Annotated in this window: 34 protein-coding genes; 6 read left to right on the top strand and 28 right to left on the bottom strand. The window is 40.0% G+C overall.

Annotated elements, in window-relative coordinates:
- Positions 1 to 498: 498 nt before the first annotated feature.
- From C3945_RS05225 to C3945_RS05195, 7 genes are all read right to left on the bottom strand, one after another.
- The gene (locus C3945_RS05225) at positions 499 to 1,479 is read right to left on the bottom strand and encodes an ABC transporter ATP-binding protein (RefSeq protein ID WP_237585485.1); all 981 of its coding nucleotides are present in this window, start codon (positions 1,477 to 1,479) and stop codon (positions 499 to 501) included.
- Complete coding sequence (locus tag C3945_RS05220; RefSeq protein WP_161878637.1) at positions 1,463 to 2,557, bottom strand: ABC transporter ATP-binding protein; 1,095 nt, start codon at positions 2,555 to 2,557, stop codon at positions 1,463 to 1,465. The genes C3945_RS05225 and C3945_RS05220 overlap by 17 nt, the downstream gene beginning before the upstream one ends.
- 82 nt (positions 2,558 to 2,639) lie before the next feature.
- Positions 2,640 to 4,304 (bottom strand): ABC transporter substrate-binding protein, encoded by a 1,665-nt coding sequence (locus tag C3945_RS05215; protein ID WP_161878636.1) that lies wholly within the window; start codon positions 4,302 to 4,304, stop codon positions 2,640 to 2,642.
- Positions 4,305 to 4,352: 48 nt separating this feature from the next.
- Positions 4,353 to 5,306 carry an oligopeptide ABC transporter permease gene (gene opp4C, locus C3945_RS05210; RefSeq protein WP_161878635.1) on the bottom strand — a complete coding sequence of 318 codons (954 nt, stop codon included), beginning with the start codon at positions 5,304 to 5,306 and terminating at the stop codon, positions 4,353 to 4,355.
- Positions 5,307 to 5,322: 16 nt separating this feature from the next.
- Complete coding sequence (locus C3945_RS05205) at positions 5,323 to 6,273, bottom strand: ABC transporter permease (protein ID WP_161878634.1); 951 nt, start codon at positions 6,271 to 6,273, stop codon at positions 5,323 to 5,325.
- Between the two features lie 36 nt (positions 6,274 to 6,309).
- The gene (locus C3945_RS05200; protein ID WP_161878633.1) at positions 6,310 to 7,497 is read right to left on the bottom strand and encodes a M20 metallopeptidase family protein; all 1,188 of its coding nucleotides are present in this window, start codon (positions 7,495 to 7,497) and stop codon (positions 6,310 to 6,312) included.
- Positions 7,498 to 7,515: 18 nt separating this feature from the next.
- A complete protein-coding gene (locus tag C3945_RS05195) occupies positions 7,516 to 8,736 on the bottom strand; it encodes a M20 family metallopeptidase (RefSeq protein WP_237585488.1) in 1,221 nt (406 codons plus the stop codon).
- A gap of 395 nt (positions 8,737 to 9,131) precedes the next feature.
- Between C3945_RS05195 and C3945_RS05190 the strand changes: the two genes are divergently transcribed.
- Positions 9,132 to 9,482, top strand: coding sequence for a hypothetical protein (locus C3945_RS05190; RefSeq protein ID WP_161878631.1), 351 nt, complete (start codon positions 9,132 to 9,134; stop codon positions 9,480 to 9,482).
- A gap of 139 nt (positions 9,483 to 9,621) precedes the next feature.
- Complete coding sequence (locus C3945_RS05185; RefSeq protein ID WP_161878630.1) at positions 9,622 to 10,065, top strand: PH domain-containing protein; 444 nt, start codon at positions 9,622 to 9,624, stop codon at positions 10,063 to 10,065.
- Positions 10,066 to 10,241: 176 nt separating this feature from the next.
- Here the strand turns inward: C3945_RS05185 and C3945_RS05180 are convergent, their stop codons facing one another.
- The gene (locus C3945_RS05180; protein WP_161878629.1) at positions 10,242 to 11,006 is read right to left on the bottom strand and encodes an MBL fold metallo-hydrolase; all 765 of its coding nucleotides are present in this window, start codon (positions 11,004 to 11,006) and stop codon (positions 10,242 to 10,244) included.
- 170 nt (positions 11,007 to 11,176) lie between these two features.
- On the opposite strand from C3945_RS05180, the gene C3945_RS05175 reads away from it, so the two are divergent.
- The 3 genes from C3945_RS05175 to C3945_RS05165 all read left to right on the top strand — a co-directional run bounded on the left by C3945_RS05175 (position 11,177) and on the right by C3945_RS05165 (position 13,599).
- Positions 11,177 to 12,640, top strand: a complete 1,464-nt coding sequence (locus tag C3945_RS05175) for an FAD/NAD(P)-binding protein (protein WP_161878628.1) — start codon at positions 11,177 to 11,179, stop codon at positions 12,638 to 12,640.
- 288 nt (positions 12,641 to 12,928) lie between these two features.
- Complete coding sequence (locus tag C3945_RS05170) at positions 12,929 to 13,192, top strand: type II toxin-antitoxin system PrlF family antitoxin (protein WP_161878627.1); 264 nt, start codon at positions 12,929 to 12,931, stop codon at positions 13,190 to 13,192.
- A complete protein-coding gene (locus C3945_RS05165) occupies positions 13,189 to 13,599 on the top strand; it encodes a type II toxin-antitoxin system death-on-curing family toxin (RefSeq protein ID WP_161878626.1) in 411 nt (136 codons plus the stop codon). The genes C3945_RS05170 and C3945_RS05165 overlap by 4 nt, the downstream gene beginning before the upstream one ends.
- A gap of 46 nt (positions 13,600 to 13,645) precedes the next feature.
- Here the strand turns inward: C3945_RS05165 and spxB are convergent, their stop codons facing one another.
- The 20 genes from spxB to C3945_RS05065 all read right to left on the bottom strand — a co-directional run bounded on the left by spxB (position 13,646) and on the right by C3945_RS05065 (position 24,437).
- Complete coding sequence (gene spxB / locus C3945_RS05160; RefSeq protein WP_161878625.1) at positions 13,646 to 15,436, bottom strand: pyruvate oxidase; 1,791 nt, start codon at positions 15,434 to 15,436, stop codon at positions 13,646 to 13,648.
- Positions 15,437 to 16,471: 1,035 nt separating this feature from the next.
- Positions 16,472 to 16,750 (bottom strand): hypothetical protein, encoded by a 279-nt coding sequence (locus C3945_RS05155; RefSeq protein WP_161878624.1) that lies wholly within the window; start codon positions 16,748 to 16,750, stop codon positions 16,472 to 16,474.
- 21 nt (positions 16,751 to 16,771) lie between these two features.
- Entirely contained in the window at positions 16,772 to 17,416 is a 645-nt protein-coding gene (locus tag C3945_RS05150) for a hypothetical protein (RefSeq protein ID WP_161878623.1), read from the bottom strand.
- Positions 17,417 to 17,674 carry a hypothetical protein gene (locus tag C3945_RS05145; RefSeq protein ID WP_161878622.1) on the bottom strand — a complete coding sequence of 86 codons (258 nt, stop codon included), beginning with the start codon at positions 17,672 to 17,674 and terminating at the stop codon, positions 17,417 to 17,419.
- Entirely contained in the window at positions 17,664 to 18,050 is a 387-nt protein-coding gene (locus C3945_RS05140; RefSeq protein ID WP_161878621.1) for a hypothetical protein, read from the bottom strand. Before C3945_RS05140 ends, C3945_RS05145 begins: the two co-directional genes overlap by 11 nt.
- Before the next feature lie 4 nt (positions 18,051 to 18,054).
- The gene (locus C3945_RS05135; protein WP_161878620.1) at positions 18,055 to 18,555 is read right to left on the bottom strand and encodes a hypothetical protein; all 501 of its coding nucleotides are present in this window, start codon (positions 18,553 to 18,555) and stop codon (positions 18,055 to 18,057) included.
- Positions 18,556 to 18,689: 134 nt separating this feature from the next.
- The gene (locus C3945_RS05130) at positions 18,690 to 19,055 is read right to left on the bottom strand and encodes a phage replication protein (RefSeq protein WP_161878619.1); all 366 of its coding nucleotides are present in this window, start codon (positions 19,053 to 19,055) and stop codon (positions 18,690 to 18,692) included.
- Between the two features lie 48 nt (positions 19,056 to 19,103).
- On the bottom strand, positions 19,104 to 19,301 hold the full coding sequence (locus C3945_RS05125) for a hypothetical protein (protein ID WP_161878618.1): 198 nt from the start codon (positions 19,299 to 19,301) through the stop codon (positions 19,104 to 19,106).
- Positions 19,294 to 19,533 (bottom strand): hypothetical protein, encoded by a 240-nt coding sequence (locus C3945_RS05120; RefSeq protein WP_161878617.1) that lies wholly within the window; start codon positions 19,531 to 19,533, stop codon positions 19,294 to 19,296. Before C3945_RS05120 ends, C3945_RS05125 begins: the two co-directional genes overlap by 8 nt.
- Positions 19,530 to 19,727, bottom strand: coding sequence for a hypothetical protein (locus C3945_RS05115; RefSeq protein WP_161878616.1), 198 nt, complete (start codon positions 19,725 to 19,727; stop codon positions 19,530 to 19,532). The genes C3945_RS05120 and C3945_RS05115 overlap by 4 nt, the downstream gene beginning before the upstream one ends.
- Positions 19,714 to 19,896, bottom strand: a complete 183-nt coding sequence (locus C3945_RS05110; RefSeq protein ID WP_161878615.1) for a hypothetical protein — start codon at positions 19,894 to 19,896, stop codon at positions 19,714 to 19,716. Before C3945_RS05110 ends, C3945_RS05115 begins: the two co-directional genes overlap by 14 nt.
- A gap of 10 nt (positions 19,897 to 19,906) precedes the next feature.
- Entirely contained in the window at positions 19,907 to 20,176 is a 270-nt protein-coding gene (locus tag C3945_RS05105) for a YozE family protein (RefSeq protein ID WP_161878614.1), read from the bottom strand.
- 269 nt (positions 20,177 to 20,445) lie between these two features.
- Positions 20,446 to 21,978 (bottom strand): hypothetical protein, encoded by a 1,533-nt coding sequence (locus C3945_RS05100; protein WP_161878613.1) that lies wholly within the window; start codon positions 21,976 to 21,978, stop codon positions 20,446 to 20,448.
- 25 nt (positions 21,979 to 22,003) lie between these two features.
- Positions 22,004 to 22,888: a primase alpha helix C-terminal domain-containing protein gene (locus C3945_RS05095; protein WP_161878612.1), complete on the bottom strand. Its 885-nt coding sequence runs from the start codon at positions 22,886 to 22,888 to the stop codon at positions 22,004 to 22,006.
- Positions 22,885 to 23,175 carry a hypothetical protein gene (locus C3945_RS05090; protein WP_161878611.1) on the bottom strand — a complete coding sequence of 97 codons (291 nt, stop codon included), beginning with the start codon at positions 23,173 to 23,175 and terminating at the stop codon, positions 22,885 to 22,887. The genes C3945_RS05095 and C3945_RS05090 overlap by 4 nt, the downstream gene beginning before the upstream one ends.
- A gap of 91 nt (positions 23,176 to 23,266) precedes the next feature.
- Positions 23,267 to 23,419, bottom strand: coding sequence for a hypothetical protein (locus C3945_RS05085; protein WP_161878610.1), 153 nt, complete (start codon positions 23,417 to 23,419; stop codon positions 23,267 to 23,269).
- 4 nt (positions 23,420 to 23,423) lie between these two features.
- Positions 23,424 to 23,624 (bottom strand): hypothetical protein, encoded by a 201-nt coding sequence (locus C3945_RS05080; protein WP_161878609.1) that lies wholly within the window; start codon positions 23,622 to 23,624, stop codon positions 23,424 to 23,426.
- Positions 23,596 to 23,766 (bottom strand): hypothetical protein, encoded by a 171-nt coding sequence (locus tag C3945_RS05075; RefSeq protein ID WP_161878608.1) that lies wholly within the window; start codon positions 23,764 to 23,766, stop codon positions 23,596 to 23,598. Before C3945_RS05075 ends, C3945_RS05080 begins: the two co-directional genes overlap by 29 nt.
- Before the next feature lie 170 nt (positions 23,767 to 23,936).
- A complete protein-coding gene (locus C3945_RS05070) occupies positions 23,937 to 24,215 on the bottom strand; it encodes an excisionase family DNA-binding protein (protein WP_161878607.1) in 279 nt (92 codons plus the stop codon).
- A complete protein-coding gene (locus C3945_RS05065) occupies positions 24,216 to 24,437 on the bottom strand; it encodes a helix-turn-helix transcriptional regulator (RefSeq protein ID WP_161878606.1) in 222 nt (73 codons plus the stop codon).
- 180 nt (positions 24,438 to 24,617) lie between these two features.
- Between C3945_RS05065 and C3945_RS05060 the strand changes: the two genes are divergently transcribed.
- Entirely contained in the window at positions 24,618 to 25,304 is a 687-nt protein-coding gene (locus tag C3945_RS05060; protein ID WP_202623298.1) for a helix-turn-helix domain-containing protein, read from the top strand.
- The last annotated feature ends 36 nt before the right edge of the window (positions 25,305 to 25,340 follow it).

Here is a 25,340-nt window from a genome sequence, read left to right as displayed (position 1 = left end):
GGGTGAAGATGAAAAAGTAATTGTAAGCTGCCGTGAGGCAGTTTCACATGGTTTTAATTAAAAGTATGAATTATTCAGGGAGAAGTTTAATCTTTACATTCTCTTTACATTCCCTTTACATCAATTAAATAACCGTTTAAAGTAAGCGCTTTTATGATCCTCTTTAGTAGATTTCTCTATAAAGCGAATGATTCTTCTTTAAACGAATCTGATTATTCGCTATCAGACTTATGTTCCTTAATGGACGGCGCTTTCAAACGAGCGATTTATATTAACCAAAAATTAGACTGTTCTTATCCGTCCGATTTAAGTGTTCACATTTTAGTAACAGATTAGTATTCCCTTAGTGTCTTCAACTCCTTCATTTAAGAATATAAAGTATTCTAGGTTTCATTTAGTTAACATAATAAATGCCTTTTTCACATTCTCTTTACCTATTATACACAAAAGAGACAGTATCTGGGAAAGAACACATTCCAGATACTGCCTCTAATTACTTTATGCATACACTCTTTTTTCCCTTAACAATCTTTCTCGTTTCTTTTTATATAACGTTACTTCATCTTTGTGACAGTAAATATAATGATCTGACGCTATTTCATGTAATGTCACCTGATCGAGATCATCATAGTGGTGGTAATGTGAATCGTATTCTGTCCGCACTCGGCTTCTTTCTGTTTCTGGATCTGGCGTTGGAATAGCTGAAAGTAAGGATTCCGTATACGGGTGTAGTGGCGCTTGATAGAGTTCATCGGATGGAGAAACTTCCAGCAGCCGGCCATTATTCATAACGCCTATACGGTCGCTGATGTATTTCACCATAGATAAATCATGAGCGATAAACAAGTAGGTTAAGTTGTTTTCTTCTTTTAACTCTTTCAGTAAATTCACTACTTGGGCTTGAATGGACACATCCAAGGCAGAAATGGCTTCATCGGCAACAATAAAATCGGGTTCTACAGCTAATGCTCTCGCTATACCGACACGTTGACATTGCCCACCGGAAAACTCTTTGGGGTAGCGATTAGCGAATTGCTTACTTAAGCCAACGGATTCCAATAAGTCGTAAACTTTTTTAGTCCGTTCGGCGCTATTACTTGTCATGCCATGGACCTTTAAGGCTCCTCCAATAATGTCTTTAACCGTTAGTCTTGGATTGAGTGAAGCATAAGGATCTTGAAAAATCATCTGAACGGATTTTCTAAAAGACAACAGGTCTTTGCGTCCTTTAATGTCTCCAATATTTTTCCCTTTATATAAGACCTCTCCCCCAGTGATGTCACTTAACTTAATAATGGCCCGACCAGTTGTCGACTTGCCACTACCGGATTCGCCGACTAAGCCAAAGGTTTCTCCTCTATTAATAGAAAAGCTAACATCTTTTACTGCTCTTACTTCATTCTTCTTTCCTTCATTAAAATACTGCTTGAGTCCATTTATTTCAACGATTGGGGTACTTGTTTTAGCCTCCGCTACCAATGGCTCCACCTCCTATCCTCTCACCACATGCCTTTCCCATTCGAACAGTCTGGTATTTTTCCTTGCGTCTTCTCACTTCTTCTGGTGGAATGACCGACGGCGCATCTGGATGAAGCAACCAAGTCTTGGCATAATGCGTCTCCGTCACTTGAAACAAATCAGGCTCTTCAACGAAATCAATGCCCAAGGCGTAATCATTTCTAGGAGCAAAGGCATCTCCTTTTACCGGATGAAGTAGATTTGGCGGCGAGCCTGGAATAGTATACAGCTGCTTTTTCCCCACTTCCAAAGTAGGCATTGAAGCCAGCAAGCCCCATGTATAAGGATGCATCGGGTTATAAAATATCTCGTCAGCCGTGCCGACTTCAACGATTTGACCCGCATACATAACCGCCACTCGGTCAGCCATTTGAGCCACGACGCCCAAATCATGGGTGATGAAAATAATGGATGTATCCAATTCTTTTTTCAGCTTATTCATCAAATCCAGTATTTGCGCTTGAATCGTGACATCAAGAGCAGTTGTCGGTTCATCGGCTATGAGGATTTTTGGTTCACAGGCTAAGGCAATGGCTATCATTACCCTTTGCCGCATCCCACCAGAAAATTGATGCGGGTAGCGTTTATATGCTTCGTTTGGGTTCCGAATGCCTACCAAATCCATTAACTCAATGGCTCTCGCTTTAGCTTTTTCCTTGGATAAACCAATGTGGGCGATTAACGGCTCAGCAATTTGCTTGCCGACTTTCATCGTAGGGTTTAAAGACGTCATAGGGTCTTGAAAAATCATGGCAATGTCGTTCCCTCTCACCTTTTGCATATCCTTTTCAGATAACTGAAGCAGGTCTTTTCCTTCAAATAAAATTTCGCCACTTTCTATAAGCGTGTTTTTAACAGGCAGTAGCCGATTAATCGCTTTGGTCGAGACAGACTTGCCACTTCCGGATTCGCCAACGATGGCTAAGGTTTCCCCTTTTTTTAATTGAAAAGAGACTCCCCTGACGGCTTTCACATCACCTTCAAAGGTTTGAAACGAAACGGCTAGATTGTTAACATCTAATACAATTGGATTAGTCATTTTCACCATTCTCCTTTCTTTAAGGTGAAAAGAGACTCAACCCAAAGCGTTTATCGAGTTGAGTCTCATTCTGTTCTTTTTCCTATTCAAAAGACCATTCATGCAAGTCATGCAATGAACCTGCCCAGTACTCTTTAATACCACCATTCAAGTTGTCTACTTTCACCCCAAATTGTGAGTCGGAGTATAGAGGAACAATAGGCATCTCGTCTTGCATGTGTTGTTGTAAGTCTTGATAAATAGGGAATCGGTTATCATAACTCGTTCCGGCCATCCCTTGTGCCAGCAAATCATCAATGACTGGGTCGGAAATAGCCATATTATTGGATGATCCGCCTGTTTGGACATAGGTTGCAATATTTGGATCCACGGTGTGACCGTAACCCATTAACCCAAGGTCATAATCCAAGTCCTGTGCCATAGCTAGCCAAGTTGGGAAATCGTAGTTAGACTGATTCACGGTTAAGCCGATTTCGACTAACCATTGTTCGATTAAGTTCCCCGCCTGCTCTCGCACGGCATTTCCTGTTGGGACAACAAATTCAATTGGTGTATCAAAGTCAAAACCAGCTTCTTCAAGCAACTGTTTTGCCAAATCTGGATTGTATTCCAGAGGCTCTAAATCTGGATCTTTATAAGGTGTGGCAGAGGTGTACGTAGAAGCGAGTACTTCTCCTCGTCCATTTAGTAAATTGTCTACAATCAGTTGTCTGTTAAAGGCATGAGCAAAGGCTTGTCGAACTTTGGCATTATCGTATGTGTCATTATTGATAATCATATACTGCCCATTGAAACTCGGGAATTCTTCAACGACTAGACCTTCAATGTCTTCCAGTAAGCCAATATCCTGCACAGGCACCATTCCGATTCCTCCGCCAGCAGTCATATGCAAGTTCCCGGCTTGAAACTCTGTAATCAAAGCCGTCCCATTCATGACTCTGACATAGACGTTTTCAATCTCTGGTGCTCCCCGGTAATAATCTGGATTAGAAACCATGTGGACATAGTTATCGTTGTCATATTCTACGAACTGATATGCTCCACTAAAGACAGACGGTTTAGTGGCTGCATCGGAATTGGAAATATCAGCAACCTCGATGCCTTCAAAGACATGTTTTGGAGCAATTAAGACACCAAAGCCAAGGAATTCTGAAATATAAGCCAAGTCAACTGGGCTTTTTGTCGTAATCGTCAACGTCTTTTCATCCACTACTTCTACACCAGGTAACTCATCTAACCCTTCTTCTCTGATTCCTGAATCATTTGTCCCTTCGATCATGGCCACATTTGGTCCAAGAGTGGTTTCTGCATCAGGATGGGCAATCGTATTTAACGTAAACGCCACGTCATCAGCTGTGACCGGTTCACCGTCTGTCCAAAAAGCATCCGGATGAACGTTAACGGTAAAGACTTGGTTATCTTCCGTTTCTAAACTACCTAGTGCCGGTTCAAAAGAATCAGCTGTCGGCATGACTAGTAAACTATCGTAGAAGAAGCGTTGTACCCACGTACCAGCTACTCCGGGCCGGTAAAATGGATTAAAACTATCTGGAGCATTGGTCAGACCGACCATTAATGTATCCCCATCATCCGCATCAGCATCTGGCAAATCGTCGGATTCTGTTTCTGACCCCTCAACTGCGGCATCTTCTAAGTCGGGCACATCTTCCCCACCACAAGCGGCTAGTAAGACGGATGAAGCAAATAAAACTACAGAGTAGCGAAGCATTTTTTTCAATGTGGACATGTTCATTCTCCCCTTTATAGAACAAATTAATCTAGCTTAATTGCTAACCTAAGATTTTCTTTCCCCTTCAATCGCTTCTCTAAGGCCTTCCCCGATAAAATTAATAGCCAAGACTGCGATGAAAATCAAGATGCCTGCTGGTACCCACCGCCAAGGTTCTGATGTTAACACTCTGAGTGACTGAGCTTCAGATAAGATATTCCCCCAACTTGGACGCGGCTTTTTTACACCGACACCTAAAAAACTCAAGGACGCTTCTGTTAAAATAGCCGTTGCTATGCCAAATGTGGCATTGACTAATATGGGTGACAAGACATTCGGTAATATATGTTTAACTAATATGGCTGGTGTTGAGTAACCGGTAGCGACTGCGGCTAAGACAAAGTCCTGTTCCTTGATAGTCAACACCTGCCCTCTTACCAATCGGCATAAAGGTGGCCAACTTAGTATGCCTAATACAGCGGTAACCACCCAAATACCTGAACCGAGTAAGGAAACCAATGTTAAAATAACCATGAAAAACGGGAAGGACATCGACGCTTCGGTTAGTCGCATAATTAAACTGTCGACGATTCCTCCAAAATAACCAGAAACCAATCCTAAAGTCGTTCCAATGATGACATAGATTAAAACGGACCCAAAACCAACGATCATAGACACTTGTGTCCCGTGAATGAGTCGAGTCAATACATCACGTCCAATGTCATCTGTCCCCAATAAAAAATTGTCATAAGGAGCTGCCTGGAACATGCCGACTGACGCATCTCGTGGATGAGGTGACAGACTGTCTGCAAACACAGCTGTCAACAAGAGTAGAACAAAAACAACCAGGCTGATGACGGCTAACTTGTTTTTCATAAACCGTTTAGCCACTGTCTTAACATAACTGTCCCCATCATTAGCCAGTTGCTCAGTTGTATTTCCCAAAACAGTTGCTCTTTCCACTGCATCCACTAAGTGAAACAGTGCTTCAGCTTGTTTATCTCCAACGTGCTGGACCATGTGCCTCTCTCCTTTCTTAATCGTATTTAATACGAGGATCAACGACTGCATACATCATATCGACCAGCAAATTAACGAGTAACACAACTACGGCTGATAACAAAGTAATCGCCATGAGCATCGGGTATTCCCTTTGGTTAATCGCTAATATAGTTAGCCTTCCTAGTCCTGGCCACTGAAAAATCTGTTCCGTTACAATTGCTCCTCCAACCAACCTCGGTAAATCTGTTCCAATAATCGTAATAATAGGAATTAATGCATTTCTAATGCCGTGCCTAGTTAAAATGACTTGTTTCGTTAACCCTTTTGCCGTTGCCGTTCGAATGTAATTTTCCCCGTACACGTCAATCATGGTTGACCGAACGTAACGGGTCATATTGGCGATGTAAAAGGTCGACAAAACAGCTACCGGCAGGACTAAATGGTGCAAGACACTCAGTATACTGGCATTTCCTCCCAGTTCTAACATGCCACCTGTCGGAAACCACTTCAATTGAACAGCGAAAATGTAAATCAGTCCCAAGCCTAAAAAGAAATTAGGAATGGAGACTCCTATAAAAGCCCCCCCTGTTAGTAAAGTATCCACCCACGTGCCTTGCTTCCTTGCGCTTATAATCCCTAATGGAATGGCAATGATATACGAAACCAATAAAGTCGTCCCCATCAAGGCAACCGTTGGGCCGATACGTGAAACGAGTATAGGTAAAACGGGGTAGCGAGTGGAATAGGATATGCCTAAATCTCCTCTTAAAGCCCGCGTTAACCATCTCATGTATTGAACAGGGTAAGACTGGTCCAACCCTAACGCTCGTCTCGTTGCTTCCATTTGTTCCGGCGTCGCATCAGGCATGACATAGAGATTAGTCGGGTCGCCTGGTGCCAAATTGATCATAATGAATGCTGCAATCGAAATCATGAGTAACACCGGAATAGCCGTCAGCAAACGCTTGGCAATGTATTTTTTCATTTTCTCCCCTTCTTTCTTCTCTAGTATAAGAAGGCTTTACTTGGTTAAATACGTTTCTATAATCGCTAAGAAGACTTCTCCCGAACGCAGTAAGGACTGTTCATCTATGTCGAATTTTGGATGGTGATGAGGGTAAGCAACTGCCACGTCTTTCGCCTTCGCTCCTACTCTTAAAAAGGCACCTGGTTTCTTTTGCAGAAAATAAGCAAAATCTTCTCCACCCATCGATCCGTCTAAATGACTGACCTCGTCTTTGGAGAACGTGTTTAGTAAGGTTTCTTTTACTCGGTCCACTTCTTTTGAACTATTTTGAATGGACGGGTAACCTTTCATATAGTCGACTTCAACTGATGCGTCAAAGGCTTGGGCGATGGATTGACTCATCGTTTGTAACTTCGTTTCGATTAACTGCTGAACATCGCCATGAAGGGTTCTAACCGTTCCTTTGATTTCAGCTGAATCCGCTATAATATTGTTCGCTTCTCCCCCTGCTTGAAAACCCGCAAAGGATAAAACAGCTGGTTTAACAGGATCGGTTAATCGACTGACAATGTGCTGAAGTGCCGTAACGATCTGACTCCCTATGGTCAACGCATCATGAGTATTATGAGGGTCAGCACCGTGCCCGCCTTTCCCTTGAATCCGCATAGTAAAGGAATCCGAGTTAGCTGAGCCAAAATCATAAGTGTAAAACACGTGATTAACGGGTTGAGACGCATCCAAGTGAATACCGAAAACCACATCCACGTCATTTATCGCCCCGTCTTCAACCATCGATTTCGCTCCACCTGGAATCACTTCTTCGGCATGTTGATGAAGGAACACGATCGTGCCGTGCAAGTCATCTTTATGTTTAGCCATCACTTTCGCTACACTCAGTAAAGCGGCCGTATGCCCATCGTGTCCACAGGCATGCATGATACCCGCGTGTTTTGATTTAAATGGACTATCCACTTCTTCCGTGACTCTTAAGGCATCAAAATCTGCTCGGAGTGCAACCGTTGGCCCAGGGTGTTTCCCTATAATTTTTCCAACGATGCCATAGCCATTCCCTACATTCGTTCGAATCTCGTCTACCCCGAATGCTTCTAGCTTCTCTTTAATAAACAAAGACGTTTCGATTTCTTCAAAAGAAGGTTCAGGATACTGATGTAAATGCCTTCTCCACGCTACTGTTTCTGAAAAGTTGTCGGTCAATTCTTTTTTCCATTCTGCTACAGCCATTTAATCGTCATCTCCTTCTTATTCTCCCGTTGCTTCTAAGCTAACATTCGCTACTGACACTCGATTTCCTAAATAATGGTCCACGATATCCACAAAACACTTGGCTCCTGTTAATAAAGCTCGTTCATCGAAATCGAACTTTGGATGATGATGTGGATAAACAATGCCTTTTTCTTCGTTGCCAGAATGAATAAAGAAGTATGACCCTGGTTTCTTCTGTAAAAAGTAAGCAAAATCTTCGCCACCCATTCGTAAGGGTGTCGCTTCCACATTTACGTCTGTTCTGTTTTGTTCGAATAATTCCTTAATAAGCTGTGTTTCTTTTGGATGATTGTATAAAGCGGGATAACCTCTTGTATACGACACCTCGCACGTTGCACCGTGGGCCGCACAAATCTGTTCAGCCATTGATTTGATTTTCTCTTCAATCATATCTCTGACTTCTGGATTGAAGGTTCTGACCGTGCCTTTTAGTAAGGCCTTGTCCGCAATAATATTATGTGCCCCATCTCCCGCTTTAAAAGTAGAGAAGGTTAATACCCCTGACTCTTGCGGATCTTTTTTTCGACTAATGATACTTTGCAGTTGATTAACGACATAAGAAGCAACAACCACGGCATCCACTGTCGTATTGGGATGTGCAGCGTGACCGCTTTTTCCTTGAATCTGAATACTGAAAAAGTCTGGAGCCGCCATGGCATAACCCGAACAATAAGACACCGTGCCGTATTCAAAGGGTGACCTTAAATGCAGACCATATACCGCATCCACATCGTCAAGGACGCCTGCATCGACCATTGCTTTTCCGCCACCAGGCAACACTTCTTCTGCATGCTGGAAGATAAACTTCACTTTTCCAGATAAAGCCTGCTGATGATTCATGAGCACTTTCGCCACACTCAATAAGATAGCCGTGTGCCCGTCGTGTCCGCACGCATGCATGACACCTGGGTTTTGCGAGGCAAAAGGTAAGCCCGTTTCTTCTTGGATTCTTAACGCATCAAAGTCTGCCCGAAAAGCTAGAGTTGGCCCATCAGACTCACCATTCAAGTAAGCAACCACTCCGCCCCCACCAACATTCTCCTCAATCTCTTCATACCCAAACTCTCTTAATTTTTCAGCGATAAATAATCGAGTGTTGTATTCTTCGAAGGAAGGTTCAGGGTTCTGGTGTAAATACCTTCTCCATTGCTGCGTTTCTGGAAACAATTCGTCTAGTTCTTTTTCCCATTCAGTCATCACCATTACAACTCCCTTTCCTTTGCTAACATTAGAGAACTCTCATCTTTCTCATTGTTTTCTAAATTGTAAACACATACCTTATTTTTGTCAATCTATCTCTAGAAATAAAAGACGAACGTTAGAGCACTTAACCCTAACAATCGTTAGTCTCCTTTCAAAATCATTTATTTAAGCGGTTACAGTAAATTGTGTCTAAAATTCGACAAAGATATATCGCCTTGCTTTTTGAGCTCTTTCTCTATAATCGTGACCAAGTTTTGAACGAAAGAAGTCTTATTTATGACAGCCTGTCACCATTTATATACAATTAGTAAACAAAACAGTACTGTTAGATTAAGACGTTTTCCATGAGCTGAATATCATGGGTTACAAAGAAAAGGGAGATGAATAAAATGGGTCAATGCAATGAACAGACGTATCATGATTTCGAGAAATTTGCCCAATCAATGGGTATGTCTCCTGAAGAATACGCACTTAGTCTTCATGAAAAAAATAAAGCAGTCAAATCATTGTTGTTAGACAATGCACCTGAATTTAAAGGCTTCGTTAAAGAATATCACCACTTGCTGGATGAGTTGACTTTATATAAAGAAACCGATGCTAAAAATTATTCTGAAGAGCATTATCAGACCATGAAGCAAGTCGTTGATTTGATGTTGGCATCAACCAAGGAGCCCATGCTATTGGCGCTGATGTATCAAACCTACCGAGATAAGGCTGTTTCATCTTCGAAGTCACGTTAATACACAGAACACTCATCAAGTCGACTCTGGCGACTACTGATGAGTGTTTTTTTTTTAGTCAACAAACAGTATACTTTTAGGGTTTTTACTATGTTATAATGTAAGCGTTAACCACTATACGTTGAAAGCAGGGATAAATATGGCAGGATTTAACTTAAACAACTTGGTACAAGGCGCTCTAGGCAATTATTCTGAAAAAACGCCTGAAGAACTAAATAGTGAATACGGCGAGTACTTATTTGACGGAGAAACAATCACTCTAGGCTATCAGCTTATTCGTGATACACTTCTCTTCACCAATATACGAATCATCTTCGTGGACAAGCAAGGAGCCACAGGACGAAAAGTCTCGTTCAGAACCATTTTCCTTGATTCCATCGTTAATGTGGAAATGGAAACAGCCGGTGCTGGCATTGACGACAGCGAAATCACGATTACCTTTATCGAAAACGCGTATCACAAGTCTAATAACGAACGATTGATCCAACAGACATTCGAATTCCCTAAACGCACCAACTTAACCAGCTTGTACAGCCTTCTGGGCAATTTTGCCGTGCAGAATAGAGAGCGGATTAATCGGTAACAGGGTCCCCACACTGGACGTTCTTTCAATGTCTCGGGCTAGGTTGACGCTAAAGTGAGTCAGTCATCAACCCTTCTGTAACATAAAAAAGCCTGCACACGTTGATTGTTCAACAGGTGCAGGCTTTTTACCTGTGTGTATAAATGGAGCGATTAGAAAGTGTGAGCCGCTCTGAATCAATCCAACGTATAGGCTTCCCCATCATCAGGAACAAGAAGCTTATGATCAAAGCCAAGCTCTTGGGCATAGGCTTTTAGGTCTTTACGGGATAATGTCCAATGGTTGACGGCTTCCATATGTGAAGCGATGATTGTTGCTTGTGGTGCTTTTTGATGGACTTTGTACACATCTTCTTTCAGCATTAACAAATAACTGTCGCCAATAATATTGGCCCCTGAATTAACGACGATGATATCTGGTTCAGCTTGTTCAATGACTCGCTCAACGCCGTCATAGTAAACGGTATCCCCAGCGATGTAGAGTGTCGGTTCATCTGGGTGGCTGAAGACGACTCCCATCACAGAGCCCATCGCTTCAACGATGTCATCATCATACCCATGACGACCATCTGTTTTTCTTAACGTGATGTCATGAAATAACGTGACGTCTTCCAATACTTCAACGTTTGTAAATCCTTGACCTTCCAGTACTTTTGCATCTTCTTCGTTTTGCGAAAATAATGTCGTTGCTTTAGGGATGTAGTTAACCGCCCCTTTATCCCAGTGGTCCTCGTGTAGATGGGTCACGATAATCGCATCCACATCCTCAAGTATGTCATTCACTGGAACAGGTAAATCAACAATGGGGTTACGGAGGTCTTGCCTGGGCGTATTCTGAAAAGTTGGGAACGACCCTTTTTCGCCAAGCATGGGATCAATAACAACCTTTTTTCCAGCATAATGAATAACGAGTAAGGCATTTCGAATCTGTTGAATGTTCATCTTTATTCCTCCCTCTTTAATTAGTGAGTTAAATAGTTCATTTCTCAGATCGTCCTATACATCTTACTATAGCACTTTAGTCCCCAACAATTAAAAGGCTCGCTCTTTTTCAATTTTTAGAGCGTTTATGATAGACTATTTAGGAGTACAAAGAAAACGGTGATAAGAAAATGAAAATAGCTATTGTCGGCTTCGGGGTCAGTGGAGCGGCTCTTTTACTATCTCTAAGCACTTCAGGAAAATTAAATGCAGATACGCAGGTGGATATTTTTGATCCGAACAATGAACCTGCCGTTGGTTTAGCTTACGGAAAAGATTCCGATCATCTTCTCCTCAATGCCTTCCCAACTGCCATGTCCTTAAATCCTAAAAATAAATATGACTTCTCACAGTGGTTAAGCACTCACTATCCGAAATATGATGCGAAAGCAGATCTAGTCCCTCGTCAATTATTTGGGGAATACGCCAGTGAACGGTTAAGCCCTCTATTAGAAAAAGAAAATATCATGCATTACAAAAAAGAAATAGTCGATGCGACGGTTCTAAATAATTCGTCTTCTCCCTCTTACCAATTAGAAGATACAGACGGAGAACAGTACGGCACATATGACTACCTCTTTTTTGCACTAGGCAATCCGCCTTATAAAGATTTTTATGAATTAAAGGGGCATGACAACTATATTCATCATCCGTATCCGGTTGTTGAGAAATTAAAAGACATTGAACGAGATGCAAAGGTAGCCATTATCGGTTCCAACTTGACGGCTTTTGATTTAGTCAATTACCTGAGCCATGAAGCTAACCTAGAGCAGCCGATTGGTATCTTTACGGTTCTGCCTTACTTTAATTCTCTTCGGGTGCCCCCTTATCAAGGGTCTGCCCTTCATTATTCTTTAGACAAATCTTGGATTGAAGAAGAGATTCACAAAAACAAGGGCGTTCTTCCTTTAGACGGTATAATTGATGCCATTACTTATGACTTGAAAACAAATAATATTAATATAGAGGCTATTCATACACACTATGGCCCTGGGAATTTAGAAGAGACTTACCATGCTTATGTTAAGGAAGAACATCCTGAACTTTCCAAGCTTCAGGGCTATATTGCTCTCTTGTCCGGATATTTGGGAGACCTGTATATGTCTTTGTCCAAGAAAGACCAATTACGGTACCATTTGGATTATGCACCCCTCTTTGGCCACTATCAAGTCCAGTTAGCTCCTGATGCTGTAGCAAATATGTATCAGTTATGGAAACAAGACCACCTCTTTGTCGTACCCGATTTGATTGACATTGACAAAGAGAACTCTTTTGTTTTAAAAAGTCAAAGTGGTCAAACCTATGAAGCAGATGTCGTTATCAATGCTTCCGGTTTTGAATTTAATCCCGATCACATAGAAGATTATAATCCTCTTCTTAAGAACCTTTTAGATAAAGGCTTTCTTCTGGATAAAGATAAAAAAGGCATCTTAGTTACTTGGCCAGAATGCCAAGTCATCAATCAGCGATTCGGCCAGCTGGATAATTGTTTTTTCATTGGTCCATGGGTATCTAATACCCACTATGCAAACAACAACGTCAAAGCGTTGGTGGAAAAAGCGAATGAGATTGTTACTAACTTTATGATGATATAAAAAAACGGTAAGCAGTTGATCATTTAACTGCCTACCGTTTTTATTTGTATTCTTTGATAGTGAGAGAGACTGTGAAGTTTGTAAATAAATCAGAATCGATTGATTTCATTTGACCCGGTTTGTATGATTTCTTATACGATGAGTAACTTTATTCTTACAACCCAAATAATTTCTTCTGAAAAATCATTTGCAACTAATAGATATTATTCAATCAATAGCTATTAGTTATTGAGTATCTATGTAGTAATTGTTATAATAAGACAGAAGAAAAAGAACGGAGGCGATTCTATGACAGTCAGCAAGGAATATGTACGAAAAACTAAAAAGACAGGAAACAGTATCCAGGCTACTATTCCAGCCGATATTGCAAAACATTTGAATATTCAGGAAGGGGATTCTGTACTTTATAAGGTTAATTCAAACGGAGACGTTGTGATTAAAAAACAAAAAACTATTTCCGAAGAAATGGGTGTAGATAAGGAATTTTTGAGTATTCTGCAAGAAGGAATGACAGAATATAAAGATGCTTTAGAAGACTTGGTGGATAGATGACATATTATCTTACAGAAAAAGAACTATTGGCTATTAACTATTCAATGATTAGACAATTTAGCCCCACTGAAGATTTTGGGGTAAAAGATTCTTCTGCATTAAAAGCTGTTGTTGCTCAACCACGCCAGAATGGTTTTGGAACAGAGTTGTATCCAACAATTTATGATAAAGCAGCCATATTATTTGAGATGTGTATCAACAAATACTGTTTCTTTAATGGGAATAAGCGTACAGCAGTAATGGCTCTGTATGTATTTTTAAGAAAGAACGGGGTTCAGTTGACCCTTTCAAATAAAGAAATCGCTGACTATGCCGTATATGTCGCTGTTCAAAAAGGGGAAAATCGTCTGACAAATGAAGACATTTCTAAATGGATTGAAATGAATAGCCGTGAAAGAAACCACTAACTGTAAATGAGTCTGACAGATAGTGGTTTCTTTTGCTTCTATTTAATTATAAAGATGATTGAGCGACTTTAGATTCAACACCTTCAGCTGTTAAGAAGGCACTAAAAGGTACCAATTCTTCCGCTTCATATTTTTCTTTGTACGCTTTAATGTCTTCTTCGCTGTACAATGCAGGGTCTAATTTCAATGTTTCCACCGGAATGGGACGGTCTTTTGTAATTTTACAATCCAACACGACTGTTTTACCTTCTTTGTTAGCTTTAACAGCCTCAGCAACTACTTGGTCGACCTCTTCAATACGTTTGATTGTGAACCCTACTGCTCCTTGTGCGTCACCAATTTTTGCGTAGTCTACATCAGTAAAGTTAGTCCCAAACGTATTTGTGTTTGTATCTTCATACTTATTCTTGATGAAGCCATATTCAGTGTTTGTGAATACCACATTGATAACTGGCAGGTTGAAAACGACGTTAGTGACAACATCTGGATAGTTCATAGAAAACGCACCGTCACCCATTAAATTCCAAACTTGTCGATCAGGATAGACATTCTTAGCAGCAATACCACCTGGAAGTGCAATACCCATAGAAGCAAACAGTGGAGACGTTCGCCACATATTCTTAGGAGTCATGTGTAAATGACGGATAGACGTTTGAGTTGAATTACCCACATCAATGGAATAAATCGCATCGTCATCCGCGTGTTTGTTGATCGCATTATATACTTGGTACAATTGTAACGGACCATCTTCTTTCGTTTCTAACTTGGTCATGTAGTCACGCCAATTTTGAATATTTTTCAAGTTAGCATTCCACCATGCTGATTCTTCAACAAGTGTTACTTTTCCAAGTAAGGAATGAACCGCTTCGCCCGCATCTCCAAGAATAGCAACATCTGCATTATGACGTTTACCAAGCATTGCAGGGTTGTTATCGATTTGGATAAAATTGTCAATATTCGAGAATGTCCCTTCTACTTCAGCAAAAGGGAAGTTTGAACCAACGAAAAGAACGGTATCTGCTTCTTTAACCGCTTCGTTAGCTGGTTTCCAACCCACACGGTAAGTCGAACCCGTTAACCCTTCAAAGTCATATTCGAACGTTTCAAAGTTTTTACCCGTTGTGATGATTGGTGCTTTGATTTTACGAGATAATTCTTGAACAGCTAGACCGTGTCCCATCGTTCCGATACCTGCATAAATAACAGGGCGTTTCGATTGGTTTAATACGTCCACAGCTGCATCAATATCTTCTTCATTGATTGCTGAAGATACGAAATCACGGTAGCTGTGACCTGAAGAATAGAATGCATCGTTGGCGATCTCTTGGAAACCGAAATCTCCTGGTACTTCTAGTACAGCTACTCCACGTTTTGAGATAGCCGTACGAATGGCGTCGTCTATCATTTTTGGTAATTGTTCAGCGTAAGCCACACGACGATTATACACTGCAATATGATCGTACATTGGATTTTGATTTAATTCTTGGAACGCGTCCATGTTCAATTCTTTTTGAGGGCGAGACCCTAAAATAGCTAAAACAGGCGTATTATCCATCGCTGCATCATACAAACCATTAATTAAGTGAGAAGCACCTGGACCTCCTGACCCAACACATACACCCAATTTCCCTCCAAATTTCCGTTGCATGACAGCTGCCATTGCGCCAACTTCTTCATGTTTGACTTGAATAAAATTAATGTTTGTTCCTTCTTGTTCACCTAGAGCTTCCATTAAAGGAGCTAACGTTCCTGAAGGGATGCCGTAAATAGTATCAATTCCCCACCCTTCCATCACTTTTAATGAAGCTGTACTCACTTTCATTTTTCCATCTGTCATTTTAAATAGGCCTCCTAGAGATTCATTTTACACAGTAAATGTCTCCTTTACTTTAGCACTTTTATATTAATAAACAAACTTTGTTGCCTTAAGAACAGGTTCTCTGAAAGAAAGTGTGACTGTTAAATCGTTGCTAGAAATACACTCATCAAAGGCGTAGGTGGCTTAATTTAAATCACAGCGTAATTCGTAACATCTTTTTACGAATGCTTATCCACTTATAAGAACGCTTTGCTGACCATATTGACTTCTAACTATCCTCCGTGCAACACTATTCATAAAATTTCCTAAAGCAAAAAAGCCTGCACCATTGATTTCTCAACTGGTGCAGGCTTCTTAACTATGTCTATTATATGGAGCTGGCGGGAGTGGTTCACACCGTTTCAAGCATCTTTTCTGATGCTCATATATCGCTCTATATAATGAAGGAACTAGATTCCATTCACACATAGCGTCATATCTTGTTTATATCGTATGCACATTACTATTGCACACTTAAAGTGCACAACTATTCACCATATGGCTGGGGATGGAGATCACTCTTCGGAGTGGTCTTTTTATTTGCAGTGACACACGCTGGAGCAACTGATTATCAGATATACATGGCTTTATAATTATGTCTTATATGCCACGGTGAAAGACTCTACTCACACGGTTAACACTTACGCCCTAACGCATCCTAAACCTCTCAAATCGCCTGTATTTGCCTCTGTTGGCGTTTTACAACTAAACCCTACACTAGCACAGACTGATAAAGAATAAGCTTCTCATGGCTCTTTATGGCCTAAAACTTCACTACCTTATCTGAACCTTATCTAAAGCTAGATACCTTATAGTAGATTTATGGTTTACCTTACTGTAATCTTACCGTTCTTAAACTTGACTACCTTGCCTAATTCTTGCCTATTATCAATGAAAAAGAGAACGGAAGCTATGCGATTGCACAACTTCCATAAATGACTACAAACCACACATACCAACATCGCCAATAAGGAAAGACGAAGTACCCTACCACTACCGCCCTCCATGTGCCTGTTACCTCAAATATAAATAATACTTTTCAAAATGCTTTACTTTGTTTCTGATGTCCATTAATTTTGGTAAATCGATCACACCTATTTCATGAAGTCTTTCCACTCGTTTCATTACGTCAAACTTATTTTCTTTCGTGATGTGCAGTTGGTAGTCCATTTTAAGCTTGTTTGCACCCCCTAAGCCTTTCAGCTCATCAAATATGGATAACATTTCTTCTTTTCTCGGATCAGCATACAGTTGCATATCTATGTCTAAGTGTTCAGTTGTAAAAGTTGCCAATAGTTTCGCCTTCCTTCTTTATTATTTTAGGTTAAAACGTTCCTTCTCCATGCGTGATTTTTGTGATTCTTTTGGCTCTGTGATAAGTCCATCAATGTCAAACATATCTTCTCGCACTGTATTGAGTACTGTCATCCTCGTTTGTTGATTAGGATTCATAATTGAATTGAATAACATCTGGTACTGTGTACCGACTGCTCCAAAATTCGGACGTTCATTCGGATCTAAATATGGTTCAATCTCATCAATAAACTCTTTTAATTCCTTATGGTATTCCATATCTTTTTCTTTCAGCTTTGCAAAGGTTTCACGTGTTGCCTCGATTGCTTTAATAATCTCCACGTTTTCCTGTTTATGTTTCTCTGCCATATCTTTTCTGAATTGATTCATGACATTACGAGCCTTTTCAAAGTTAGCGTCTGAATTCTCGATAATCATCTGCTCTTTGCGTTTCTTGGCTTTATTCAGCACATCTTCCGTCAACTGAATATCTGCCTGTACCGCCTTGTTTTTCTTTACAACTTCCATGTTGAATTGATTGTCCGATATATCAAGCGAATCTTTGAGTTTTTTCAACTCTGCTTCTAGTTCTTCAATGTTGCGTGTGATATCGAGTATCGGTTTGCTTGCCTCTTTAACGAAGTTTTCTGCACCTTGTACTGTCATTTATTTAGCCTCCTTGAATTTATGTGCCATTGAATTATCAAACAGTTCTCGATCAGTTTCTTTCAATCCCATTCTTTCTTTATACCCTAAAGCATTCCACTCATCTACTGTTAACATTTTCCCGTCTTGCTCCTCGTCTGGTTCTGCTTTGTCTAGTTGCTTGATTAAGTCTTGAATATCTTGAATCGATTCATCGTCTTTCCATAGTCTTGCTTTCTCATTTACATATTTTTTTAACATTTCATATTTATTTGTCATTAGTCATTTCTCCTCTTTGTCTGTTTTTTTGTTCTTGCATAATTGACTTCAATTTTCGCTGGATCTCTCTTCTTTGTTTTGAATATTCTTTTACTTCCATACCTAACTCACCAGCGAGTATCTCATCATTCGGTCGCTTGGGTCTATCGTATTTAATAGCTAGAAAGTTTCTATCTTCCAGCGGTAATTCTTTCAAACCTCTGTACAATTCCCTCATTTTTTCTAACTCCGTTTTGTTGAGTTCTTTCAGATTCTTTTTATACCGATACCAGTTATTTAAGTAATATGATTCTCTAAGTGGTAAATCTTCATAATCCCCTCTACTTCTGATTAACTCGTTTAGCTCTTCCAGCCTGTTGTCGTATTCGTCACTCATTCAATCACACCCCCAATACATCTAATAACTCATCAAATTCAAGTTCTGTTGCGTCCTCTATCCTTATAAGCTTATCTGGTTCTCTGCCATTCATATAAGCGACTGCGTCCTCTATTTCGAGTATTTCGGCCATTGTGTCATGTTCTATTGATTCGTTAACAGACACATCTGAACCATCTATATATCGGCTGTAGAGGTATTCTCGAGCGTATGGAGTAAGTCCTCGAAGGTAGTCATTAAAGTATTTCTTCTTTTGTCGTTTCATCTTCATTCGTTTTTCAATCAAATGAATATCCTCCAAATAGTTACACACTTCACTTTCTATATTGAACGCCTTCACCCTAAGAGTTCCTTCTTCCGTCATTTCTGTACGTGTGTGATAAGACTGATTATGGTAACTGTGATGAAGTCCAACCATTCTTCTTTCATCAAGTTCAATCTTATGATCTAGTTTAAAATAACGAATGATGGAATCATGCTTTTCATCATCTATGGCCCACACCACCTTTTTTCAAGTCCAACTGCACACATCAATGCACAATTAGCATGAAGCTATGAACAAATCACTTATTAATGCCTATGGTTACAAGGTTCTTCACTTGATTGATACGATTGAAGGCAACTCCAAACCCTCGATATTTACATATCTTGAAGCTCTTCAAGCCGCTCAATGCGTTCCAGTATTTCATCATTCTCATAGCTGCGGTACAAGTATTCTAAGACAGTACGTGATGCACTCACTCGACTAGTTGCTGGTGCTTCTTCATCATCAATCACTTCAAGCAAGGTCAAAACTGCTTTCTCTCCAGCTGCTGAAAGCTTTTGAGTAACCATCATCACTAATTCTTTTCTAGCTTCCCTCAACGCTTCTTTGAACACTGGATCACGTAAATACTTATAGGCTGTTCCTCTATGAATATTTGCTGCTTCAATGGCCTCATCCGTTGTCGGTTTCTCCAGCATAGCAATTAAAAATTTATTCTGTTTCCCTTTCAAATCTGCCAATTTTTCACCTCCAGTGTACGCTTTTTATTCTAAGTCAATGCGTATCAGCTAAATATCATCAATGAATGTCAACGTATTGCACTCTTTCAAATCCTCTTCAGACAACACTTTTTTCTTTCCTTTAATAAACGTGTATATGTCTTTGTGTCCGCCTTCCAGTAAATCAATGAATACTGGAGAATCGAATCCTTTTAAATGTAGAGTCTCAAGATTCTTCAGTCGTTTATTCCATTCTCTTTTAGCCATCCCACTCACCTACGATCACTTCAATATCTTTCCGCTTCCCACTTTTTACGAATCGTTTCCCTCGTTCCGCATACTCTTCGTCAGACAGATAACGCTTCAGACCATTCTCTTCAACGTATATTTCCGTTTCGCCTTCAGCTCCTATTTCAATAGTCACTGGCAATTCTTCCGAATTCACGTTGCCTTTCTCCAGCTGTTTGAGTCGCTTGTGTATGTCTTTATTTCTCATCACACCCACACCGCTTCAATATAATAAGCCTCTGGCAATGTATCTTTCTTCGCTTCCCATTCGGCTAATGTCATCTGGCTTTCTTCCCCGTTCTCCGAAACCGTCACATCGTCACCATCGATCCAAGCCACAAAGATATTTGTATCGTTATTCCCTTTAATCTGTTCCAACCGCTTCACTCGATTAGTCAGTTTCATTAAATACCTCCTGATCTATCATCGGTAATGCTCTTTTCCCCAAATCGTTTTGCCACTGTATGAATTCATCACCTGTCATAGTATCCAGTCTCTCTACCTCTTTGAGTGATTTTGTCAACACTCGATAAGGTGTCCATCTGTCGCCTGTCTGCACGTGCACAAACCACATTGAGTCGCCTTTAATCGTATGATTCTCTATCTTCTTCAATCTCTCGAATAAGCTTCTCTTCAAGCTGCACTACCTTCTTTCTGAATTCCACCAAGTACATACTATACGACCATAGGAACAACCTCACTATTTCTACTGAAACGAATGAATCTTTGAAATACTGAAGCATCACTTCAAATTTATCTGTTTGAGGGAATGAAGGATCTCTTCCAATGTCGAGTGCTAAGTCAGCCACTGGAGATTCCCTATCTTGTTTCTTCAACCATTCAATATATGTCATAACTGCCTCCTTTTTTTCGTGACGACTCGTGACGGTATGACCTCAATTAGTGACGGTATAAGTTCGAGTGCTGTCACTCAACCAACACTGTACCTAAGCTATTCTTTGCCATTCGTGACGACTGTGACGGTTTTTTCCCCTATAACTTTATATATTACTTAATTAATTAATCTTTTTTTATAGAGATTATACCGTCACTACCGTCACTAACTGTGCTAAATGGCTTCATATAGCCTTCAATCGAGTGACGACTCCTTAAAATAGTGCCGTCACGTGCTGTCACCGTTGTCACGTTCAATTCTGATGAATATTAATCGTTTCGAATTCAATCTTTCTTCTTCCCACGTAATTCCTCGATTATCCAATAATGGAGCAATTCGTCGCAATCTACTCTTCACTTGATTATATTTCGGCCATGCCCTGTTGTACGTTGTTTCCTCTGATGGTAGGTTATCGGAGAGCTTCTCCAACAATTCGCTTGCTGTGCCTTCCCACTCAAACAACTTGTCACTCTTCAACTCTTCCATCATCTCGACCAGTGCAGCTGCGAACGGATCGCTGTCAATAGATTGCTTGATGCCGGCATCTTGGTTTTTTGGATATATCTCTTGCCAATAGGATTTCTCCCACCCTAGAGCCTCTGAACAGTCAGCAATGAATCGGCCATAGTCTTGCATTCGAGCATAGGCTGTCTTGTCGCTGCCTTTATTCTTTAGGCCTGTACTCACTGCGTTGACTAACGAACCCAAGATATAAGGAGCATCTTCTTTGAAATTCTGCCATATATCCGACTCTGTTTTTTTCTTATCGACCGGCAATTTCGGTGTTTCAATAAATACTGTACGACTCACTAAGTCTTGTCGCTTGGAAATGTCGTCAATACCGTTGAGAATCACCGTCTTTTTCATATCCACTATGATTTCATCAGTATCTGTGTATAGCTTCTTCTTCGTCATTGCTCCACCTGTACTCACTACACACAACAAGTCTGATCCTTCTTTGGATATGCCACTCAAGTTATCGAAGGCCAATAAGTATTGACTGTTCGCTGCGACTGGAAGTTCCTTCGCATCGATTTCTTTTTTCAATAAGTCTTTCTGCTTGGCTGGATCAATAAGCTGTCGAATCAGTCGAGTATTCATTGACTTTCCTGTTCCAGCTTCTCCGGTGAGGTTTAGAATTGGCTTTGGCATATTCGGTCTGAATGAAGCCAATAGATAAGATACAATCATATTCAAATCATCTAAATCTTTTACGTTCAGATAGTCTCCAAGTTTCAAGTAGTCAAGTTTCTTATCTAGCTTTGGAATCGGTAGTTCCGCCATGTCGTCTGAACGTCTGAACAGTACCGGAGATTCGTCTAAGACTCTGAATCCTTCGCCATCTATCTCTAAGACTTGCCGCTGCTCATTGCATAAATCCACATAAACAGTGTTATCCACTTCAGCAATTCTCAAGAATACATCGACCTTTTTCCCTCTGAAATACCCTAGAGAGTTGATTGAATCGATAACGGTATTTATATCAGACTTTCCAAGCATCTGGCCTTGAAACGTGTGTTCAAATAGATAAATCAGCCAATACTTGAATGTTTCGGAGTCTGTTGCTATGAGTTCGTTATGGCCGGCCATTGCCACTTCAACATATATCCGGTTATCGCTGGCATTATAGATATTCTTCACGTTATTAATGACTGTCAGCTTGGCTTTATTCGCTTTGGCCATTCGTCCGCTGGCCTCCGGATCTGCGGTATAGTCAGCCGAATTGATTCTCTCCTCGTCCAAGTTCTTCAATAGTTCCACAACTTTCTCCCTGTCTTGTCCTATGTCAATCACCCTCTCTATCTTTATTGAATTTCATCTTGTCTTTTTCTGAAATACTCATGACGATACGATTCAATTCTCTATCTGCTAAAGGCGGCCGAACAAATTCCCTGTTGATCAGTTCCAGCCATTCATACGCTGCAACATAGTTGAACCCAAGACTCAACATTCTTCCGAATTGTTTAGTCAACCAGTTGTCTCTGTTCCCTTCGTCGACACCGTCCATCAGTTCTTCCATAAATGATGCAGTGAATTTCTTTTTCCGTTGATACTCCACTGTAAAAACTGGCTTCTTCGTCTTTACCTTCTCGAAGCGTTCTTCGGCTCGTTTCAAGGCTGTATCGACCTTCAGGACACCTCTTCCCTCATTGTAGATACATTTACCTTGATAAGCCTCTTCACTCTCAAACGTGACTTTCAGCCCCATTGCTTGACTCCATGTTTCGCTTGATTCGTCATAAGGTAAGCCAATCTCATCAGTAATGAACCGGAGCATCTGCACATTCTCTTCTTTATCAAATGGCCGGTCAGTCTTTATGATAAGCCGGTATCTTGTACCAGCAATACCATGCCTGATGCTTGGATATGCATAGTAGGTAAGCACTCCAATTTTATTTCTTAATTGAGATTCGAATTCTTCCTCCGTCACTTCCAAGCTGTCATAATCGACCACAAGGAGCGTTCTCTTCAATAGCGACTCATTGTTCCTTATCGGCTCTGAAAGCTCTCCAGCGATGAAATAGAAGGCCTGAGTGCGTTTGATTACGTCCAATGATGAAACATCTTCAAAAGTGGTTACCTTGCTGTTGACTATCGTTTCAAAGTCATCTAACTCCGATTTTATTGGCGTTAACTTCTTTGTTTCATAACCCTTTGATATATAGATCAATCATCGTTCACTTCTTTCAGTTTGAAGAGTTCACGTTTTGCCGTTTCAACATTGTCATGAATATCAGAAAGTAACGTTTTAGATAGATTAAACATACTTTCTTGACGGTTACGGAGACGTTCAAATTCATAAAGGAAAAAATTTAAATCATTCTCATTCTTCGTTTTTCTATATTCCACATATAACTCATCAATGTCGTTTACATTGTCTTGTAGCTGGCTCAATATACTGTCTAAATATTCCACTTGATCCATTTCCAATTCTCTGATTATCTCTATTTTTTTCATTTTTAATTCGCTCCCTTTAGTTGTTTGTGAAGCGGCAAAATGGTATAATAGACATGAAAAGATTGCCTATATACATTGGTTAGCCGCCAAGTTATCTATTCGCCTTTGACTCTGCAAAGTCATTGGCTTTTTTTATGCGTTCAGTTTCTATTTTCCATTCTTTGACGGCTGTATTTAAAATCTCTCTTGCGAATATGCCAATAATAAAATACATTATGGCTATTACTACAATGCTCATCATCATTCGCTTACACCTCCTTTAATTCTCGATTGAGATTCTGAATAAGTTGAATCATGTAATCTAACTGGAGTTCTGTTTCATCTGCTGGGAATGCAGTCCAGTCTGAAGTGAAGCTTTTCCCTGTCGCTTTCAAAAATGATACTGATACCATTAACTTCTGTAATGTTTCTTCAATGACTTCAATTTCTTCTTGTGTCTTTATCGCCATGCAATTCTCCTTTCTCCTTTTCGTCAATTTTTCTCAAGCCATTCATAATTCCTTTGATATAAAATTCTTCGAATGCGTAATCGACTTGGAGATATTTTTCCATATGTTCCAATATGATTTTTGCTTTCTCATCATTTTTCATTTTCTTCTCCTCACTGTGATTTCCTTGTTCCAATCGCTCCATATAATAGGTATTGGAGTTAAGGAGTTTCGTCTCTTCCCTTGCTGCTAAGCCATTAAGATTGATTTCCCCTTGAATTGTGCACTAATTCGTGCACTTTGCCACTGCCACGTGGTGTGAATTGATTTTTTTTATTGCTCGTATTTTTTTAAAAAACGATTGATTTCTTCCTTGCTGATCAGTTGAAACGTGCCAACTCGAATAACTTTCAAGCCAAACTCATTAATAAACTTCCTCACTGTTCCATAACTGCACCCAATATATTCGGCTGTCTCGTTTAGATTGAGATATGGTTTATTGTGCAGCTCTTGCCTAGCGAGTTCAGCAAAGACTTCTCTGGCTGATTTCTTGAAGAGTTCTTCGAGTTCCTTCTCCAATTCGTCAGAAACTGCTAATTTCAGCTCTGCCATTTAGTTCACCTCCTTATAATGAATTGTTTTTCCGTCATCAGTAAGCAAAATAAAAATATCGAACTCATCATTCATCTTGATCAGTATTCTCCCACTTGGATAATACCTACCGCTCTCCAAGTCAGCAAAGTAGGATCTTGATATTCCTACTCTTTTTGCTGCCTCTTGCTGCGTAATTCCCATATCGCTTCGAATTTTCTTTAAAGCATCTGCAATATTCATAAAATCACCACCTTAAAATGTATTGTATTACCGTCATAGTAAGTGTACTGTATTTCCGTCATTTAGTCAAGCGTTAAATTATTTTTTTTCGATATTTCTTTTTTATGCGTTTATTATACTTGTATTTCCGTCAGTAACGATGTAAGATTATACTATACTACGATGGAGGGAGTGAAATTATTGTCTTATGGAAATGTGATTAAGGAAGAGAGAAAAAAATCAAAGCTAACTCAAATCCAGTTGGCCAAGAAGAGTGATGTGTCTAGAACTTATCTAAGCGATGTAGAGAATGAGAGATACAAGCCAAGTGTAGAGTTTATTAAGAAAATATCTGAAACACTGTCTAAAGCTCAAGATGTGCCTATTGAAGAGCCATTTAATAAGATTATGATTGCTACTGGTTATTCTACTGGAGACCAACGGTTCGAGTTATTCTGTAAAGATAAGTATATGGAAGCCAAAAATCTTTTTACTGATGCCTTCGTGGAAGAAAACGGAGCCGAAAATATTAATATGATACCAATAGGGTTTTTTAAGCATCAATTTGAAGAAGGTTATAATACAGTAAAAAAACTCAACTACTCATATGATAACGAAGATGAGATCAGAGAAATTTTCCTCAATGTTATTTTCGAAGATATGAAAAAAGGCAATCTCAAAGTTGATGCAATATACAGGAATATTATTCATCGTCTAGAGTTTGTTCAATCAATGAATTTCAAGTATTTCTATCGCCCTGAATCTATGGATAATTTAGGGAAAATGATATTAAAAGATGGCTTGAGTGAAAAAGATTACTACTATATTCAAGGAAAGATCAACGAAGTTATCAGTTCACTTCGAAGCCAACTCAATAATTTAGACTAACCCTTGTTACATACCTCAGCCACGTGGTGTGATTAA

The sequence above is a fragment of the Alkalibacterium sp. MB6 genome (assembly GCF_009935905.1).
Lineage (GTDB): Bacteria > Bacillota > Bacilli > Lactobacillales > Carnobacteriaceae_A > Alkalibacterium.
Note: the sequence above shows the minus strand (reverse complement) of the source record. Positions and strands in the feature narration are given on the sequence as shown.